The sequence below is a fragment of the Brucella tritici genome (assembly GCF_008932295.1).
Classification (GTDB): domain Bacteria; phylum Pseudomonadota; class Alphaproteobacteria; order Rhizobiales; family Rhizobiaceae; genus Brucella; species Brucella tritici.
On sequence record NZ_WBWA01000007.1, the window covers coordinates 29,682 to 45,810 of the forward strand.

The following is a 16,129-nucleotide window of genomic DNA, read 5'->3' on the forward strand; positions in this document are numbered from 1 at the left end:
TGCGGCGTACCTTAAAAGGGAGAAACCTGATCGAGAATCTGCTGGCCGTAAGGCGGCTGCTGAATCTCGCTGAGACGTCCGCGTCCGCCATAGGAAATGCGGGCTTCGGCGATCTTGTCGTAGGAAATCGTGTTGTTGCCGGAAATATCGCGCGGGCGCACGACACCGGCGACATTGAGCACGCGCAGCTCGTTATTGACGCGCACTTCCTGCGACCCGCGAATAATCATGTTTCCGTTGGGCAGAGTATCGGTGACGATGGCCGCGACCTGCAGGCGGATATCTTCACTGCGCTCGATGGTGCCCTTGCCCTTCGATTTGCTGTCGGAATGGGTGTTGACCGAAGCATCCATGTCGCCGCCAGCGCCAGCACCCGTGCTGCTGCTCGTGGCGAACGAGCCGCCAGCGCCGTAAATGCCCTTTGACACCCGCTCGCGATCCGTCTTGTTATCCAGATTGGCGCGGTCGTTGATGGAAATGATAACCGTCAGGACATCGCCCGGCGTGGCCGCACGCGGGTCCTTGAAGAAATTGGTCGAACGCTGGTCCCAGAGCGAATAGGTCGCCTTGCTCGGGCGCGCCGGATAGCCGTTGAACTGCGGATTGTTCTGCATGCCAAGATGCGCCGCGACCGGGGACAGATCGGGCGCCCGACCGATTTCCTCCGGCTTGGTGGCACAGCCGGCCAGAAGAACGAGTGCTGCTGCAAGGGTCGCTTTGTTCATGCTGTTTTTCATTGAACCGTATTCCCGGACTGTGCCGCGGCGCGCTGATCCTTCACAGCCTGCGGCGCGGTCGTCGTGCGCTGCGAGCCGACGATGACGCGCGCCAGTTTGGCCGCCTTTTCCGGCGGCATTTCATTGAGGATGATGCTGGATACGCGCGGATTGAGCTTGAGGATCAGGGCTGCCGCCGCTTCGTCGCCGATGAGCGTCATCTGTGCTGCCGCTGCTTCCGGCTTCATTTTTGAAATGATGTCGACCAGCGAATCCTGTGCCTTGCTCACGAACTCGTCGCGGCGCTTCAGCCACATTTCATATTCCCGGCGCTTTTCCTCAAGCGCGCGCATCCGTTCCTCGACATCGGTCTTCAGATCGGTCAATTGTCTGGCCTGCAGCGCATAGCGGGCATCCGCCGCCTGATCGTCGATATTGCCGCAGAACTTGCGGATCTCATCAAGGTTGCCGAGCGGCGGCGGAGAGGCAAGCTGCTGTGCTGCCGATGCTTCGACAGGCGCAGGAGCAGGCTGCTGCGCGAAAGCCGGAGCAGAGGCAGCCAGAAGCAGCGCCACTGCCGAACCATACCGGATCATTTTATGAGCCATCATCATTGCACCACCAGTTCCGCATGAAGTGCGCCGGATGTCTTGATAGCCTGCAATATTGCGATGATGCCGGTTGGCTTCACGCCGATCTGGTTCAGGCCCTTCACCAGATTTTCAAGATTTGCGCCGGTCAGAATGCCGATCTTGGCGTTCTGCTGGTTGACGGCGATATCGGTGTTCGGTTCGACAGCCGTTACACCGTCGCTGAACGGCTCCGGCTGAACCACCATCGGCGTTTCCGTCACACGAACCGTCAGGCTGCCATGGCTGATCGCCACTTTGGAGATACGCACCTTCTCGCCGATGACGACGGTTCCTGTCCGCTCATCAACCACCACACGCGCCACTTCGTCGGTCGTGATCGGCAGACCTTCAAGTTCTGCAAGAAAGCGCGCGGCAGGCACGTTTTTCGGACGCGACAGGCGGATCGTCTTGGCATCGCGCGCAATGGCGACACCGCGACCGTAACGGCGCTTGGCAAAGACGTTGATCGTATCGGCAGCGCGCACGGCAGTGGTGAAATCGGGATCGCGCAGCTCGACGATCATTTCGGTTTCCTTGCCGAAATTGCCCGCCACTTCGCGCTCGACCAGCGCACCATTGGGGATACGACCGGAAGTCGGCACACCCTGCGTCACGCTTGCGGCTTCACCTTCCGCCGCAAAGCCGGACACGATCATGTTGCCCTGTGCAACGGCATAAATCTGGTTGTCGGCACCCATGAGCTGGGTCATGACCAGTGTGCCTCCCTGCAGCGACGTCGCATCGCCGAGCGACGACACAGTCACATCGATGCGCGAACCGGCACCGGCAAAGGCGGGCAGGTTCGCTGTCACGATGACCGCAGCGGTGTTTTTAGAGCGGGTGGAGTTGCGCGGAGCGCTGATGCCGAGATTGTCCAGCATGGCGCGCATGGACTGTTCGGTGAACGGAGAATTGCGCAGGCTGTCACCGGTGCCCTTGAGGCCGATGACAAGACCATAGCCCACAAGCTGGTTTTCACGCACGCCCTGAATGGTGGCGATATCCTTCAGGCGCGCAACCGCGCTGCCCCGACCAAGTTCGGCATAGGCCATTTTCGACGGATCGCCGCCCGAGCCAAGCCAATCGGCATCAGCATCCACTGCTGAACCGAATTCCCGCGCATTCTTCGACGACTCATCCGCAAATCCTGCAACAGGCTGGAAAACGAGCGCCAGGACGGCGAACAACGTGGCGATCTGGGCGGCGCAAGTTTTTCTCACTGCATCCCCACCTGAATACGACCATTGGCCAGCACCGTGCCGGACACGATGATGCCGCTGTCGACGTTACGAACCTTGATGAAATCGCCAGCCGCACCGGATTCGAGCGGCGTCCCCATGGCGGTTATGGTCAGCGTGCCAGCGGTAAAGACCAGCGGTGCTGGAACGCCGCGTGTAACCAGAGACGGCTCGCCCAATGCGGAAACGAGGATCGGCTTGCCAGGCAGCAGCGTCTTGCGCGCTACCTTGCCTGCCGCCTGATCCGCCGACAGAACATATTGGTTCGCCGCTGGCGCGTTGATAAAGAACTGTTTTTCCAGCAACGCCGTATCGCTCACGATCTGGCCGGGATAGACGGTAGCCGAAGGCACGACAAAAGCGATGCGGTCCGCAGCACCGGCGCCAGCCATTGCGGCAAGCAGGAAGCCACCGGCAAGAACCGGAGCATTTCCAGCAAAAGTGCGAAGCGGTTTTGCGCAGGATAATGCGCAAAAGAAAACAGCTCCTGTCTTTTGAAAGATCGCCTTCACACAGCCCATCACCATCACCGTCAGCGCAAGTTCTTCGACACGGTTGCCGCCATTTCGTCGGCAGCCTGAATAACCTTGGAATTCATTTCATAGGCACGCTGCGCCGTGATGAGATCGGTGATTTCCTTCACCGGATCGACATTCGACGCTTCGAGATAGCCCTGCTTGATCGAGCCGTAGCCCGGATCGCCCGGAACACCGACCAGCGGGCCACCGGATGCTTCCGTCTCGCGGTAGAGATTGCCGCCGAGCGGCTCCAGACCCGCTTCATTGGTGAAGTTGGCGAGGGTCAACTGGCCGAGATCGACCTGATTGACCTGATCCTGCAGCTTGGCGAAAACCTGTCCGGTATCGGTGACCGTCACTTCAACGGCGTCAGGCGGAATGGTGATCGCCGGTTCGACCGGATTGCCGTCGAGTGTCACAAGCTGGCCATCGGCATTCTTGTTGAACGCGCCAGCGCGCGCATAAAGCGTCTCGCCGGTCGGACTCTGAATCTGAAACCAGCCCTTGCCGGTCAAAGCCAGATCGAATGGATTGCCGGTCTGGTTGAAACTGCCCTGCATATGGAGATTGCGCACCGCTGCCGTCTGCACGCCAAGGCCAACCAGAGCGCCTTCCGGCACGATGGACTGGTTAGCCTGATTGGGCACGCCTGCCGTACGCTCGGACTGATAAAGAAGATCGGAAAATTCCGCACGCGCGCGCTTGAAGCCCGTTGTGTTGATATTGGCGATGTTGTTGGCAATCACTTCCAGATTGAGCTGCTGGGCGTTCATGCCGGTGGCGGCGATCGTCAGGGCTTTCATGGCTTATTTATCCTTGGCTACCGCAAATCAGATGGGCATACGGCTGATTTCGAGATAGGCCTGCACGATCTTGTCGCGGATCGCGATGGCCGTCTGAAGCGACTGTTCGGCTTCCATGACGGAACCGACCACATCGCGCACCGGCGCATCGCCCTTGATGCCCTGAATGGATGTCGCTTCAGCCGCCTGCAGCTTCTGGCCGACGGAATCCGTCATCTGCGACAGAACTTCGCCGAATGAGGCACCGGGAGCCGCCGGAACAGCCTGCGGCGCGGAAGCGGAACCCACGCCCTTTTCGGCTACGGTTTCCGAGAGGCGCGACAGGGCATTGCGCGCCGAAATGCTCATGATCGAGTCGTACATTATGTGCTCCTCAAGAGATCGATGGTCATGGAGATCAGCTCACGGGCTTGTTTCACGACCTGCAAATTGGCTTCATAGGAACGATTGGCTTCACGCATGTCCGCCATTTCGACGACCATGTTGACGTTTGGATAGCGGACATAGCCGCGCTCATCCGCTGCGGGATGGCTCGGCTCGTATTGTTCGATAAAGGCCGATGTGTCCTTGCCGACTTCGGCAATGCGAACTTCGGCTGCACCGGTGCCCTGTTCCAGCTCGGTACGGAAGGACACCGTCTTGCGGCGATAGGGATCGGCATCGGCAGTCTTGGCGGTGGACTGCGCATTGGCGATATTCTCGGAAACGATGCGCAGACGCGTCGATTGGGCCGAAAGGCCCGACGCTGCGATCTTCAATGTGCTTTGCAAGGCATCGGAAGACATAATTACCCCTTCGCGACCGAAAGCATCATGCGATGAAACGCTTTGACGATGCTTGTGTTGAGCGAATATTCGCGGGCGATTTCACCAGCCTTCATCATTTCCTGTTCGACATCGACCGTATTGCCGGAATGGGTCTGCTCGGTGATGTCATCCGGGCGCAGGCGCGCACCGGAGATCCCGTCCGCCTCGGCTTCCAGATGCAGGGGGCTGGTGGCAGCCATGGTGAGCTGCGTCTTGTCCAGCACATCCGCGAAGGGCTGCACGTCCCGCGCCCGGAAATCCGGCGTGTTCGCGTTGGCAACATTGCCCGCAACGGTGGCCTGTCTCACCGACAACCACTGCGCCTGCCTTGCAGCCAGATCGAAAAGATGAATGGAGCTCATGGAGTTTCCCGCCTTTACAGTTGGTTAACTTAAAGGCCGGAACTTGCGTCAAGCTTGCGGGGAATAGGGGAATAGGGGAATAGGGGAATAGGGGAATAGGGGAATAGGAAAAGATCAAACCATAAGCTTCAGGAGTGCAAGCGGAAAATGAGTTTGGAAAGGGCAAGCGGATCAGATAAAATCTCGACCTGATTTACTCCCTTACTCCCTTACTCCCTTACTCCCTTACTCCCTTACTCCCTTACTCCCTTACCTCCGCATCTCAATCACATCGCCCGACGATGTCGTAAGCTGCCAGGTGCCAGCACCGCGACCGATCGAAACAAGGTGACTGCCATCCGGCAGCAGCGAGCCTTTTTCGACAAACCAGTAGCCCGACGTATCCTCGATCATTGCCATGCCGCCGACGACTTCGCGCAGTGCGAAAACCGGCTTCGGAAACGCCTGCCCTTCCCCGCCGCCGTCGCCACCAGTGCCCATGCCGGTTCCCGGAAGCCCCTTGCCGTTCGACATGACGGAACCCGTCATCGTGTTGTCCACGTCAGCATTCGGCGCGACCTGTTCGGACGGGCGGAAGGACGGGAAACGGCGCACGGTTTTCTGTTCCGAGCGGTCCAGCGGATCGATGATCTTGCGTTCGGCCTTCTCGGGCGAGCCCAGATCGACGCGCTGAAGATAGGTGACGAAAGGCAGCATAGCACTTCCGGCAGCGAGCGTGATGGCCGCGATCTTCAGGTAGCGATCCACCTTGCTTTGCGGCTTCTTCATGCCTTCCTGTCGCGCAGCGGCCTCGACCTCCGCCGCCAGGTCTGCAAGGAGTTTCTCTTCCTTTGTCTTGCGAAAGCCCGTCATCATGCGTGTTGCGCCTGTCTGTCGCCGCGCAATGCCGCGGCAAGGTCGTTATAGGGATCGTCCGATAGGCCGGTTTCCGGCGATTGCTGCAAGGCGTCGTAAATGCGCGGCACGAGATCGACCGCCTGATCCAGAAGCCCGTCATGGCCTTTCTGGTACGCCCCGATGGCCCGCAGGTCGCGCGTTTCCTCGAAACGGGCAACCATGCCCCGCAATTGGCTGACCAGCTTGCGTTGTTCCGGCGTCCAGTTGTGTTTCGCAAGGCGCGAAACCGAGCCGGGAATATCGACCGCCGGAAAGCGCCCCTGTGCTGCAATCGCGCGGTCGAGCACGATGTGGCCGTCCAGCGTGCCGCGGATCGTGTCGGAAACCGGATCATTGTGATCGTCGCCATCCACCAGCACCGAATAAATGCCGGTGATGCTGCCGCCTGCTTCCGTAATACCGGGTCCGGCACGCTCCAATAGGCGCGGCAACTGGCTGAAGACGCTTGGCGGATAGCCGCGCGAAACCGGCGGCTCCTCGGCGGCAATCCCCACTTCGCGCGCGGCATGGGCAAAGCGCGTGACGGAATCGACGATCAGCAGGACATTCTGGCCGAGATCACGGAAATATTCGGCAATGGCCGTTGCGGTATTGGGTGCGAGGCGGCGCATCATCGGGCTTTCATCGCCCGTTGCAACCACGGTTATGGTCTTGTCGAGATGCCCCGCCATGGTCTCTTCCAGCATCTCGCGCACTTCGCGTCCGCGCTCGCCAGTCAAAGCCAGCACCACCGTGTCGAAATCTGCCGCGCGTGTCATCATGGCAAGAAGGGTCGATTTACCGACGCCCGATCCTGCAAAGATGCCGATACGCTGGCCAAAGCAAAGCGGCGTGAAAATATCGATGATATTGACGCCTGTACGCAAGCCACGATCCACCCGCCCGCGGCGCAAGGCAGCCGGTGCAAGGCTCTCGGATGCCATTGGCCGGGTGCCGGGCTGCAATGCGCCCTTTCCGTCAACTGCCTGCCCAAGCGCATTGATGACACGCCCGCGCCATTCCGGTGCCGGGCGAATACGCAGCGGCCCTTCCTCGAAAACCGCAGCGCCAAGCGAGGGAATGATGCGGTCATCGAAGGGCTTCACCAGCACCTGCGTGTCAGCCACCCGGATGATTTCGGCAAGGCTCTGGCCGCCTTGCGCGTGGATCGCCACTGCATCGCCCAAACGCGCATCGCGCGAAAGCCCGCGCACGGCAATCGCCGAACGCGACACGTCGCTCACCGTTCCGCCGATACCGGTCAACGGCTTTGGCGCCACCGATTGCTGACGGGCAAAAGCGGCCAGACGGGAGAGCGGCAGATCAGGCGTCATCCGTTTCTGGAGCCCAGGGTCTTGATGGCTTCAGAGACGGTGCTTTCCTGCTGCGACAAGAGATTGTTGACCTGCTCGAAGGCGCGGCTCACACTGATGAGGCGGGTCATCTCCGTCATGGCATCAACATTCGATCCCTCGATCATGCCCTGTACGACGCCAACGCTGTTGTCGTCAGCCACCGGCTGCGCAGGCTTGTTCGGGATAACGCCGGATGTGCCTGCATAGGTCAGGTCCGCATCCGCCGGAATGGTGTAAAGACCGATGGCGCCAATCTGCGCGCCGTTCTGATAGATCGCGCCATCGCTCGAAATCTTCGGCGCGCCGCCACCTGGATTGAGCACGATGGGCGCACCGCCGACATCGAGAACCGGATGGCCCGTGATGGAAACGAGATCACCTGTCGGCAGCATGTTCATGCGCCCGTCGCGGGTGTAAATCTGTCCCTGCGGCGTCGAGACCGACATCCAGACATCGCCCTTGACAGCAACATCCAGCGGATTGTCGGTCTTGATCATAGGGCCTGCTTCGGTACGGATGAAGCTCTTGCCCGCTGTGGCAAAACTCACATCGTCGCTGGCCTTGTTTGAAACGATGGTATCGAACTTGGTGCCTTCTCCACGGAAGCCGACGGTTGAGACATTGGCGACGTTATGAGCGATGGCATCCATCCGCCGTTCCAGCGTGATGAGCGACGAAAGCCCGACATAGATCGAATTGCTTTGCATTGCCTAACGCCCGCCCGGCTTGAAATTCTGCAAGGTGCTGAGAATATCCATCGAGATGCCGACGGACGAGGTTCCGCCCAGAAGCAGGGACGCAATTGACGCCGGGCTGCTCGCCGTTGGATTGTTCATCTCATACATGGCGGTAAAGCGCGAAATGAGCTTCGACACGTAATCGGGATCAGACATCTTGGTGAAGTCGATCTTGTCCTCGATCATCTTCGCCTGCTTGTCGATATCGGCATTGGATATACTGGATGGCCAGCCGAAGGTCGTCTGGATCATCGACACCAGCGCCTTGTCGCCAAGGATTTCGTAGGCATTGGTGATAGTCGGCGCCTTGCGCGCAAAATAAAGCGCCAGCCGCACACCTTCATTCTGGCTTCCGGCTTCCGTTTCCAGCGTCTGACGAAGATATTTGTCCACGACGCCTTGTTGGGCCGCCGTGCTCTCGGTCGCCTCCGCGCCCTTGCCAGCGAAATCGAAGACGGTCGCAAATTCCTTGTAGCGCTTGTCGGTCAGCTTGTTCGCCATGGCATCGTCGCTTGTGATGCCTTCGGTCAAAATCTTGCGGACAAACGCCTTGGCGAAGGCCATGTCTTCCAGGCCAAACGCCTTCATTGCGTAATTATAAAGGCGGCTATCGGCCATGAAATCATCGATGGATTTCACCTTGCCGATATTCTCCTTGTAGTAGGCGGTTTCCCGCTCCACCAATGGTTCCTTCGAAACACGCTGCAACGACCGCGTCATATCCGCCGCGATCAGGCGATAACTCGTCATCGTATCGACCATGCGCATGACCCCCTTCCGGTATTTCGATCCTTTATGAAAGACCAAGCTTGTCCGAAGCTGATTTTATTTGCGCGCTACAGACAAGGTTCGCGCAAGCCGCGGCACTTAGGTTCCAGACAAACAGAATGTACGCGGGAGTCTCGAGCATTGGGCATTATAGTCGGTCTTGTCATCACACTGGGCTGTATGCTGGGCGGCTTTATCGCCATGGGCGGACATGTCAGCGTGCTCATCCAGCCCTGGGAATTCGTCATCATTCTGGGTGCCGCACTCGGGACCTTCTTCATCGCCAACCCTTTCTCGCTCGTGAAAGACACCGGCCGCGCCTGCATGGAAGCATTCAGCAACGCGGTTCCCAAGCAGCGTGACTATCTCGATGTTCTGGGCGTGCTCTACAGCCTGATGCGCGAGCTGCGCGCCAAATCGCGCAACGAAGTGGAAGTGCACATCGACAATCCGAAGGAATCGTCGATCTTTCAGGCCTATCCGAGCGTATTGAAGAAAGAGGACCTCACCAATTTCATCTGCGATTATTGCCGTCTCATCATCGTCGGCAATGTGCGCTCGCACGAAATCGAGGCGCTGATGGATGAGGAAATCCACACCATCGCCCGCGACAAGCTCAAGCCCTACCACGCAATGGTCAGCATTTCCGAAGCCCTGCCCGCACTCGGCATCGTTGCCGCCGTGCTGGGCGTCATCAAGGCCATGGGCGCACTCGACCAGTCGCCGGAAGTGTTGGGCCACCTGATCGGCGCCGCCCTTGTCGGCACCTTTGCCGGTATCTTCTTCTCTTATGGCGTTGTCGGCCCGATCGCAGCCAAGATCAAATCGACCCGCGAAAAGAACAATCGCCTCTACATCGTCGTGAAGCAGACGCTCCTCGCCTATATGAACGGTTCCCTGCCGCAGATCGCCGTGGAATATGGCCGCAAGACCATCTCGGCCTATGATCGCCCGACCATCGATGTGGTCGAGCAGGAAACCATGGCGAGCGCGCCGACCCAGCAGGCAGCGTAAGATGACCACCCCCGAAACTGCCACATTGGGGCAAAACCGCAAAAATGATGTTCTGGCCGAGAACCTGCTGCGGGCAGCGGGCCTTTCAGGCGACGACCTGAAATCGCTTGCCCATGTGTTCAAGGATGCCTCGACCCATTTCTGTGACCGGCTGAAACATGGCTGCGCTGCCGCATTCGACGTTGAAGCAGGTCAGGTGGAAAGCACCGACGATGCTGCCTTTGCCGACATTCTCGACAAGGCCGCGATCATCGCACCTCTGAAGGCTGAGCGTTGGGGCAGCACACTTTATCTCACCGCCGATGCGACGCTCGTTTTTTCCGTGATCGAAGCCATGTATGGCGCCCAAGGTAATATGGGCAATGTCGGCTCTGTCGATGAGGACCGTCCTTTCGGCATGCTGGAACAAAAGATTTCCGCCCTTCTTGCCGGTCATCTCGCCAGTTCGCTCGATCAGGTCTTTGCCGGAAGCGGACAGGCGAGCAGGCAGGCGCTTTTTGCCGCCGGTGAATGCACCGACACAGCCGAATTCGACCGTGGGAATTTCGAGCGCTCGCGCCTTTTCGCCTGCCGCATCGATGTTACGGCCGCGGGCAAAACCGGGCAGGTTCATCTGCTGCTGCCGCGCAGCACGCACAAGCCGATGCAGGATGCCGTGGCAGCCTTTTTGCGCCGTCCGATGAACCAGACCGATCCGAGCTGGGCGAAGAAGATGCGGCAGGAAGTCAGCCGTGCGCGCATCGAACTCGAAGCTTTCATCCAGCAGGGATCGATGACGCTGGACGCGTTGTCGATGCTCGAAATCGGTCAGGTTCTGAAATTGCCCGCCGATGCCATGGAACAGGTACGCCTGCGCGCCGGCGATCAGCAGCTTTTCAAGTGCACGCTTGGCAAATCGGGCATTCATTTCACAGTCAAGGTCGGCGACCCGGTCAATCAGGAAGAGGATTTCATCGATGAGCTTGTTGCTGGCTAACGTGCTTTCCACATTGATGGCTCTTGCCTCGCTTGCCGCGCTCATCGTGGTTGGCCGCAAGGCCAACGAGACGATCAAGCTTGGCAAGGTGCTGGCGCTGCGCGTTGCAGCCGCCTCCAACGGTTTGGAGCGCGCCGTCAAGGCAATCCAGAGCGAACGCACCGAGCTTGGCACTGCTTTGGCGGACGAAAACAACAAGCTTGAAGCCCGTCTTGCCGAAACGCAGCGCGTGCGCCGCGAAATGGAAGAGGCCATCGAAGAACTGAACAGGCTGCGCAAGGCGCTGACCCGCGATATCCGCCATGCGCGCAACGTCGCCGACAGCACGCCACGAGTACAAGAAAAAATCGCGACCGCCACCGAACAATCGCTCCCGAAGGAAAAGAACGCGCTGCCGGTTTTCGTGCGTCGCGCGGTTCGTAAAGCTACCGTCGAACTTGCGGGGCAGGCATGAGCGCTGACAACAAGGACAAGAACATGCAGCAGGAACTGGACGAAGCCATTGAGGAACTGCGCGAAGAAAAGCCGCGCAACACGCAGAAGGGTCCATCCAAGCCAAATCTCGAACTCATCATGGGCATTCCCGTGGATGTTCAGGTTGTTCTTGGCGGCACGACCATGCCGGTTGCCAATCTGATGAAGCTCGGTCGCGGTGCCGTTATCACCCTCGACAAGCAGATCGGTGATCCGGTCGATATCGTGGTCAATGGCCGCGTCATCGCCCGTGGCGAAGTTATCGTCCTTGAAGACGATTCCTCGCGTTTCGGTGTCAGCCTCACCGAAATCATCGGCAAGTAACGGACGTGACCATGGCCGACCATGAACAGCAAGCCCTCGCGGAAGATATTGAAGGTAGCGCTACCGGCCTCGTCGATACGCTGACCGGCCCGCAAAAGGCTGCGGCGATCCTCGTTGCAATCGGACGGCCTGCCGCTGCCCGTCTTCTGAAGCATTTCAATGCCGAGGACCTGCGCAAGCTTGCCGGTCATGCCCGCACGCTGGAACCGATTTCACCGCTTGATTTCGAACAGCTCGTCAAGCAGTTCGAGGATTCCTTTGCCGAAGGCGCGCCGGTTTCAGAAGCCGCCCAGCGCTTTGAAGGCCTGTTGCGCGAAGCACTGCCGCAGGAAGAAGTCGATGCGGTTCTCGAAGACCGCGTGCAGCCACAGCTCGTTCAGGAATCGGTCTGGGTGCAGCTTGGACGCCTGCCAGTAGAAAGCCTGCAAGCATATCTGACGGATCAGCATCCGCAGATCATCGCCTATATCGTGTCGAAGCTGCCTTCCGACCTTGCAGCCCGGCTGTTCGTCGTCCTGCCGCCGCAACTGCGCAATGCCGTCGTGCAGCGCTCACTCCATATTGGCAACGTGGCGCCAGCGGCTGCGGAACTTCTCGAAGACGTGCTGCGGCGCGATCTTCTTGGCCGCAGCGATTCCGGACCGGTCAAGGCTCATCACGGCCAGATCGCCAACATCTTCAACCAGCTCGACAGAAGCGAGATGGAAGAACTGATGGCGAGCCTCGAAGACCTCAACCGTGACGATCTCAACCGCATCAAGGCCAAGCTCTTCACCTTTGAAGACATCGAGCGCCTGTCGCAGCGCGCGCGCCTGCTGCTCTTCGATGAAGTGCAGACGGAACAGATCGCCACCGCGTTGCGCGGAGCCGATGCAAGACTTCAGGAACTTGTTCTCTCGTCGCTCTCGACCCGTGGCCGCCGCATGGTGGAAACCGAGCTTGGCGCCGAGCAGGGCAACATAACCGCGCAGAACATTGCCGATGCGCGCCGCACGATAGCCCGTATCGCCATCGATCTTTCCGAACGCGGCATCATCACCCTCGACGCTGGCGAAGCTTCGTCCTGATTGCGGTGACCCATGGCAGATGATGCTGACAAGGAAAGCAAAACAGAAGAAGCCACCGAGCAGAAGATCCGCGACGCCTTGGAAAAGGGCAATATGCCCTTCTCCCGCGAAACGCCGATCCTCGCCGGTATTGCTTCCTTTCTGATTATCGCAGTCTTTGTCGCTGGACCTGCCACCACGAAGCTGGCTGTCTTCCTGCGCGAGCTGATCGACCGTCCCGAAGACTGGCTCCTCAACAGCGCGGAAGATGCAAGCCGCCTGTTTGGCGTGCTGGCGCTGGCAGTCGGTGCAGCCTTGGTGCCGGTGTTCATCATCATCCCGCTTGCCGGTATTGCAGCCTCCGCATTCCAGAATGCGCCGCGTTTCGTTGGCGAACGCATCCGCCCGCAGGCGTCCCGCATATCTCCGCTCAAGGGCTGGCAGCGGATTTTCGGGCGCGCCGGTCAGGTCGAGTTTCTCAAATCTCTCGCCAAATTTCTGGCTGCGAGCGTCATCGTGTTTATTGTTTTCTTCAACGGCAACAGTCTTTTCACCGACGCGGTCGCTTCCGATCCAAGTGCCTTGCCGGAATTTCTGCGTGAGAACATGGTGCGCCTGCTCGTCGCCAATGTTCTGGCCATTACCGCAATTGCGGCTTTCGATCTTGCATGGTCGCGCATTCACTGGCGGCAGGAACTGCGCATGACGCGACAGGAAGTGAAAGACGAACTGAAGCAGTCGGAAGGCGACCCGCTGGTCAAATCGCGTTTGCGTTCGCTTGGCCGCGACCGTGCGCGCCGCCGCATGATCAACACCGTTCCGACGGCAACGCTGATCGTCGCAAATCCGACTCATTTTTCCGTAGCACTGCGTTACAAGCCCGATCAGGATGCCGCTCCGATTGTCGTCGCAAAAGGACAGGATCTCATAGCATTGAAGATCAGAGAAATAGCAGCACAGCACTCCATCCCGATCTTCGAGGACGTTCCGCTGGCGCGCGCGCTCTATAAACAGGTCAATGTCGACCAGATGATCGCGCCGGAATTCTACAAGGCGGTGGCCGAGCTTATCCGGGTCATCAATACGCGGCATGCGATACATTGATGGATGGCCATGATATTTATATATTTCAGAACAGTGACAGCCTGTTCCCCCAGATCGGCGGTGAGACCATGAAGAGCCTGCAATTCTCGAACGAACGCGAGGCGATCATTGCCCGGAACCTGTGCGAGGTCGCAACCGATCTTCGTCTGGTCGATCCAGCGGATTACATTGCCTTCATACGCTGCGAGCTTTTCGCCAATATTGCCGATATCGTCAGTTCGGCGACTGAGCTTTATTTCTTCCCCGGCACGCTGGAACTCGGCCATGGCGGCGAATATCTCTGCGACTGGCAGTCAGCACCCGCCATCGTGCTCGACATGGAGTTTCGCAATCAGGGCGTCTATGCCTATTTCCGCCTGACGCTGACCGACAAGACTGCCGGTGTGGAGCTGAACCATATCGCGTTTGAGGACGCGGACGAAGATCCTGCGAAGAATACGGCGAGGCTCGCCAATGCTTTCGACGCCGCACGCCTGCCGCTTCGAAAGCGGGCTTGAACAAAAACACCGGATGCATGAAGCACCCGGTGTTGCTTTCATCTCATATCGCTGTCGCAACTACACCAGATGGTGAACCTCCGGCATTTCGATAATGCCGAGCGACAGCGCCGTTGCCACCGCCGAAGTACGGTTGGAACAATTGAGCTTGATCTTCGCGTTCTGGAGATAGGTCACGACGGTCCAGCGCGCGATGCTAAGAATTTCCGCGATCTCTCCATCCGTCTTGCCACTTGCAGCCCAGCGCAGGCAATCAACCTCACGCGGGGTCAGAAGGCTTGCAACCGTCGCGACATCCTTGCAGCCACACAAGGCCGAATGAATGATCCCCGACAGGCTCAGCAGTCGCGGGCGAAGCTTGGCCACAAACTGTTCGCGATCCTCATCGGGGCTGATCTCGAAGCTGAACAGGGAACAGCCGACCGCACCTTTCTGGCTGCGGGCAGAAACCGCAATGAAAATATTGCCAAGCCCGTGCTTCTCCGCATCCTGCAGCAGTTCAGCAATAGACGGGCACTGATTGGCATCTTCCTGAAGATCACGCACGATGCCGCTCGCATCGTTTTGAAAATAAGGCGCGTCTTCCTGAAAGATCGGATCGATAACAAAATAGTTCCTGGCGGAATAACGCGCAGCCCAGTTGGTGGGTACTGTCATCACAACCGTAAGATCGGAGGAGTTGGTCTTTGCACAATCGCCCATACGTCCCCGATAGGTGTGCAGGATATGACGGCAGCCGATTTCGTCGCGAATTCGCGTCAAGAGAGCCAGCGTATCGCTTTGGAAGGCCGTTCCAAAGAAGGTCTTTTTGAAATTCGGAAAATGAATGAGATCGAGTGTCATTTCTATAATATCCTTGGTACTCAAGCTCAATCGCTACCGGTTACTGTATTTGAAATATCAGCGAATCGCAGCCAAAGAGCTTTTCAATCATTTATAAGTGACATAAAAAATGGGGTCTCTGACAACCCGCAACTAATAGAGTGCAAACCATTACACACAAGAACAGTGCGTAAATTAAGACCCTCACGCGAAATTTATAGGCTGAGTGAAAAATAAACCTATCTGAAGCGATTTTTAAAAATCAGCTGTTCTCTTTTTGAACACTTCGCTGATCCCGACCGTAAGCACGGTAGAAAAACTCGATCGCCAGTTCGACATTCTTACGAATCGTTTCCGCTGACGGCGGCTCGGGCAATACGCCGAACAAGCGGGGCCTATAGAGGCCTGAAAGAAACAGGTCGGAAAGCTGATAGGCCATCTTTTCAGGATCGAAAGGCTCCAGTTCCCCCCTCTCGATCATATCCTTGAGATATTCAGCCATCAGGACGAGACTGCGCTTCGGGCCACGCTCATAGAAACGTGCCGCAAGTTCCGGCTTGCGCTCGCTGACGCCCAGAACGATACGCTGCGCGCGCACTGCCGTCGGCGACGTTATCAGCGTCACCAGCGCCACGCCAAAATCGGTCAATTGCTGGCGTGAGTTGAAACCCTTGTCGAGTTTGTCGATCAGTTCACGAAACATTGTATCGCGATAATGCTCGCATAATGCGACGAACAGATCTTCCTTGCTGTTGAAGTAAACGTAGATCGTTCCCTTCGACACGCCAGCCTCGCGCGTGATGTCGTTCATGCTGGCTGCATCGAAACCCATGCGCAGGAACACATCCTGAGCGCCTTCAAGGATTTGGCGGCGTTTCGCGGGGTCCTGACCAGCCCCGAGCCGTGTGCGACCGCATTCCGTATCGGAGCAGGACGATTTTCTATCACCGGGTCGGCCGACACCTTTTTCATCATGCCGGTTCCGGTCATGCATCATCGTATCTGTCGTTCCTTTGGCGTTGCGAGCGGGCTTCATTCTTCGAGACTCTTAACTTTTTTCG

At 58.3% G+C, this 16,129-nt stretch carries 21 protein-coding genes; 7 read left to right on the forward strand and 14 right to left on the reverse strand.

Features of this window, described 5'->3' with window-relative positions; all coding sequences use genetic code 11:
* Positions 1 to 11: 11 nt before the first annotated feature.
* The 12 genes from flgH to F9K91_RS09475 form a co-directional block, all read right to left on the reverse strand.
* Positions 12 to 737: a flagellar basal body L-ring protein FlgH gene (flgH, locus tag F9K91_RS09420; protein ID WP_151556705.1), complete on the reverse strand. Its 726-nt coding sequence runs from the start codon at positions 735 to 737 to the stop codon at positions 12 to 14.
* Positions 734 to 1,330: a MotE family protein gene (locus tag F9K91_RS09425; RefSeq protein WP_151651874.1), complete on the reverse strand. Its 597-nt coding sequence runs from the start codon at positions 1,328 to 1,330 to the stop codon at positions 734 to 736. The genes flgH and F9K91_RS09425 overlap by 4 nt, the downstream gene beginning before the upstream one ends.
* Complete coding sequence (locus F9K91_RS09430; protein ID WP_012093512.1) at positions 1,327 to 2,568, reverse strand: flagellar basal body P-ring protein FlgI; 1,242 nt, start codon at positions 2,566 to 2,568, stop codon at positions 1,327 to 1,329. Before F9K91_RS09430 ends, F9K91_RS09425 begins: the two co-directional genes overlap by 4 nt.
* On the reverse strand, positions 2,565 to 2,978 hold the full coding sequence (gene flgA, locus F9K91_RS09435; RefSeq protein ID WP_235912852.1) for a flagellar basal body P-ring formation chaperone FlgA: 414 nt from the start codon (positions 2,976 to 2,978) through the stop codon (positions 2,565 to 2,567). The genes F9K91_RS09430 and flgA overlap by 4 nt, the downstream gene beginning before the upstream one ends.
* 140 nt (positions 2,979 to 3,118) lie before the next feature.
* A complete protein-coding gene (gene flgG, locus F9K91_RS09440) occupies positions 3,119 to 3,907 on the reverse strand; it encodes a flagellar basal-body rod protein FlgG (RefSeq protein ID WP_012093514.1) in 789 nt (262 codons plus the stop codon).
* Positions 3,908 to 3,934: 27 nt separating this feature from the next.
* On the reverse strand, positions 3,935 to 4,270 hold the full coding sequence (locus F9K91_RS09445) for a flagellar hook-basal body complex protein FliE (protein WP_151677677.1): 336 nt from the start codon (positions 4,268 to 4,270) through the stop codon (positions 3,935 to 3,937).
* A complete protein-coding gene (gene flgC, locus F9K91_RS09450; RefSeq protein ID WP_061347653.1) occupies positions 4,270 to 4,692 on the reverse strand; it encodes a flagellar basal body rod protein FlgC in 423 nt (140 codons plus the stop codon). Before flgC ends, F9K91_RS09445 begins: the two co-directional genes overlap by 1 nt.
* A gap of 2 nt (positions 4,693 to 4,694) precedes the next feature.
* Positions 4,695 to 5,075 carry a flagellar basal body rod protein FlgB gene (gene flgB, locus F9K91_RS09455; protein ID WP_151556711.1) on the reverse strand — a complete coding sequence of 127 codons (381 nt, stop codon included), beginning with the start codon at positions 5,073 to 5,075 and terminating at the stop codon, positions 4,695 to 4,697.
* Between the two features lie 249 nt (positions 5,076 to 5,324).
* Positions 5,325 to 5,930 carry a hypothetical protein gene (locus F9K91_RS09460; protein ID WP_151677678.1) on the reverse strand — a complete coding sequence of 202 codons (606 nt, stop codon included), beginning with the start codon at positions 5,928 to 5,930 and terminating at the stop codon, positions 5,325 to 5,327.
* Entirely contained in the window at positions 5,927 to 7,285 is a 1,359-nt protein-coding gene (gene fliI, locus F9K91_RS09465; protein WP_151677679.1) for a flagellar protein export ATPase FliI, read from the reverse strand. Before fliI ends, F9K91_RS09460 begins: the two co-directional genes overlap by 4 nt.
* A complete protein-coding gene (flgF, locus tag F9K91_RS09470) occupies positions 7,282 to 8,013 on the reverse strand; it encodes a flagellar basal-body rod protein FlgF (protein ID WP_061347649.1) in 732 nt (243 codons plus the stop codon). The genes fliI and flgF overlap by 4 nt, the downstream gene beginning before the upstream one ends.
* A 3-nt stretch (positions 8,014 to 8,016) precedes the next feature.
* Positions 8,017 to 8,805, reverse strand: coding sequence for a DUF1217 domain-containing protein (locus F9K91_RS09475; protein ID WP_151556761.1), 789 nt, complete (start codon positions 8,803 to 8,805; stop codon positions 8,017 to 8,019).
* Between the two features lie 147 nt (positions 8,806 to 8,952).
* Here F9K91_RS09475 and motA point away from each other — a divergent pair, with 147 nt between their 5' ends.
* From motA to F9K91_RS09510, 7 genes are all read left to right on the forward strand, one after another.
* Positions 8,953 to 9,825 (forward strand): flagellar motor stator protein MotA, encoded by an 873-nt coding sequence (gene motA / locus F9K91_RS09480; RefSeq protein WP_061347648.1) that lies wholly within the window; start codon positions 8,953 to 8,955, stop codon positions 9,823 to 9,825.
* A gap of 1 nt (position 9,826) precedes the next feature.
* Positions 9,827 to 10,801: a FliM/FliN family flagellar motor switch protein gene (locus tag F9K91_RS09485; RefSeq protein ID WP_151651876.1), complete on the forward strand. Its 975-nt coding sequence runs from the start codon at positions 9,827 to 9,829 to the stop codon at positions 10,799 to 10,801.
* A complete protein-coding gene (locus F9K91_RS09490) occupies positions 10,782 to 11,255 on the forward strand; it encodes a BAB2_0123 family type IV secretion system effector (RefSeq protein ID WP_151651877.1) in 474 nt (157 codons plus the stop codon). Before F9K91_RS09485 ends, F9K91_RS09490 begins: the two co-directional genes overlap by 20 nt.
* Complete coding sequence (gene fliN, locus F9K91_RS09495) at positions 11,252 to 11,599, forward strand: flagellar motor switch protein FliN (RefSeq protein WP_151651878.1); 348 nt, start codon at positions 11,252 to 11,254, stop codon at positions 11,597 to 11,599. The genes F9K91_RS09490 and fliN overlap by 4 nt, the downstream gene beginning before the upstream one ends.
* Positions 11,600 to 11,610: 11 nt before the next feature.
* A complete protein-coding gene (locus F9K91_RS09500; protein WP_061347644.1) occupies positions 11,611 to 12,666 on the forward strand; it encodes a flagellar motor switch protein FliG in 1,056 nt (351 codons plus the stop codon).
* Positions 12,667 to 12,678: 12 nt separating this feature from the next.
* Positions 12,679 to 13,749, forward strand: coding sequence for a flagellar biosynthesis protein FlhB (gene flhB, locus F9K91_RS09505; RefSeq protein WP_151677680.1), 1,071 nt, complete (start codon positions 12,679 to 12,681; stop codon positions 13,747 to 13,749).
* A 68-nt stretch (positions 13,750 to 13,817) separates the two neighbouring features.
* Entirely contained in the window at positions 13,818 to 14,246 is a 429-nt protein-coding gene (locus F9K91_RS09510; protein ID WP_151556763.1) for a hypothetical protein, read from the forward strand.
* Between the two features lie 60 nt (positions 14,247 to 14,306).
* Here F9K91_RS09510 and F9K91_RS09515 read toward each other — a convergent pair whose 3' ends face one another.
* Positions 14,307 to 15,089, reverse strand: a complete 783-nt coding sequence (locus tag F9K91_RS09515) for a helix-turn-helix transcriptional regulator (protein WP_151556719.1) — start codon at positions 15,087 to 15,089, stop codon at positions 14,307 to 14,309.
* A 241-nt stretch (positions 15,090 to 15,330) separates the two neighbouring features.
* Positions 15,331 to 16,062 carry a TetR/AcrR family transcriptional regulator gene (locus F9K91_RS09520; protein WP_412842156.1) on the reverse strand — a complete coding sequence of 244 codons (732 nt, stop codon included), beginning with the start codon at positions 16,060 to 16,062 and terminating at the stop codon, positions 15,331 to 15,333.
* Between the last annotated feature and the right edge of the window lie 67 nt (positions 16,063 to 16,129).

Bases quoted from the DNA above. Each gene is read 5' to 3' on its own strand.
- flgH (WP_151556705.1), bottom strand. From the start codon at position 737: ATGAAAAACAGCATGAACAAAGCGACCCTTGCAGCAGCACTCGTTCTT.
- F9K91_RS09425 (WP_151651874.1), bottom strand. From the start codon at position 1,330: ATGATGATGGCTCATAAAATGATCCGGTATGGTTCGGCAGTGGCGCTG.
- flgA (WP_235912852.1), bottom strand. From the start codon at position 2,978: ATGGCTGGCGCCGGTGCTGCGGACCGCATCGCTTTTGTCGTGCCTTCG.
- flgG (WP_012093514.1), bottom strand. From the start codon at position 3,907: ATGAAAGCCCTGACGATCGCCGCCACCGGCATGAACGCCCAGCAGCTC.
- F9K91_RS09445 (WP_151677677.1), bottom strand. From the start codon at position 4,270: ATGTACGACTCGATCATGAGCATTTCGGCGCGCAATGCCCTGTCGCGC.
- flgC (WP_061347653.1), bottom strand. From the start codon at position 4,692: ATGTCTTCCGATGCCTTGCAAAGCACATTGAAGATCGCAGCGTCGGGC.
- flgB (WP_151556711.1), bottom strand. From the start codon at position 5,075: ATGAGCTCCATTCATCTTTTCGATCTGGCTGCAAGGCAGGCGCAGTGG.
- F9K91_RS09460 (WP_151677678.1), bottom strand. From the start codon at position 5,930: ATGATGACGGGCTTTCGCAAGACAAAGGAAGAGAAACTCCTTGCAGAC.
- fliI (WP_151677679.1), bottom strand. From the start codon at position 7,285: ATGACGCCTGATCTGCCGCTCTCCCGTCTGGCCGCTTTTGCCCGTCAG.
- flgF (WP_061347649.1), bottom strand. From the start codon at position 8,013: ATGCAAAGCAATTCGATCTATGTCGGGCTTTCGTCGCTCATCACGCTG.
- F9K91_RS09475 (WP_151556761.1), bottom strand. From the start codon at position 8,805: ATGGTCGATACGATGACGAGTTATCGCCTGATCGCGGCGGATATGACG.
- F9K91_RS09485 (WP_151651876.1), top strand. From the start codon at position 9,827: ATGACCACCCCCGAAACTGCCACATTGGGGCAAAACCGCAAAAATGAT.
- F9K91_RS09490 (WP_151651877.1), top strand. From the start codon at position 10,782: ATGAGCTTGTTGCTGGCTAACGTGCTTTCCACATTGATGGCTCTTGCC.
- fliN (WP_151651878.1), top strand. From the start codon at position 11,252: ATGAGCGCTGACAACAAGGACAAGAACATGCAGCAGGAACTGGACGAA.
- F9K91_RS09500 (WP_061347644.1), top strand. From the start codon at position 11,611: ATGGCCGACCATGAACAGCAAGCCCTCGCGGAAGATATTGAAGGTAGC.
- flhB (WP_151677680.1), top strand. From the start codon at position 12,679: ATGGCAGATGATGCTGACAAGGAAAGCAAAACAGAAGAAGCCACCGAG.
- F9K91_RS09510 (WP_151556763.1), top strand. From the start codon at position 13,818: ATGAAGAGCCTGCAATTCTCGAACGAACGCGAGGCGATCATTGCCCGG.
- F9K91_RS09515 (WP_151556719.1), bottom strand. From the start codon at position 15,089: ATGACACTCGATCTCATTCATTTTCCGAATTTCAAAAAGACCTTCTTT.
- F9K91_RS09520 (WP_412842156.1), bottom strand. From the start codon at position 16,062: ATGCATGACCGGAACCGGCATGATGAAAAAGGTGTCGGCCGACCCGGT.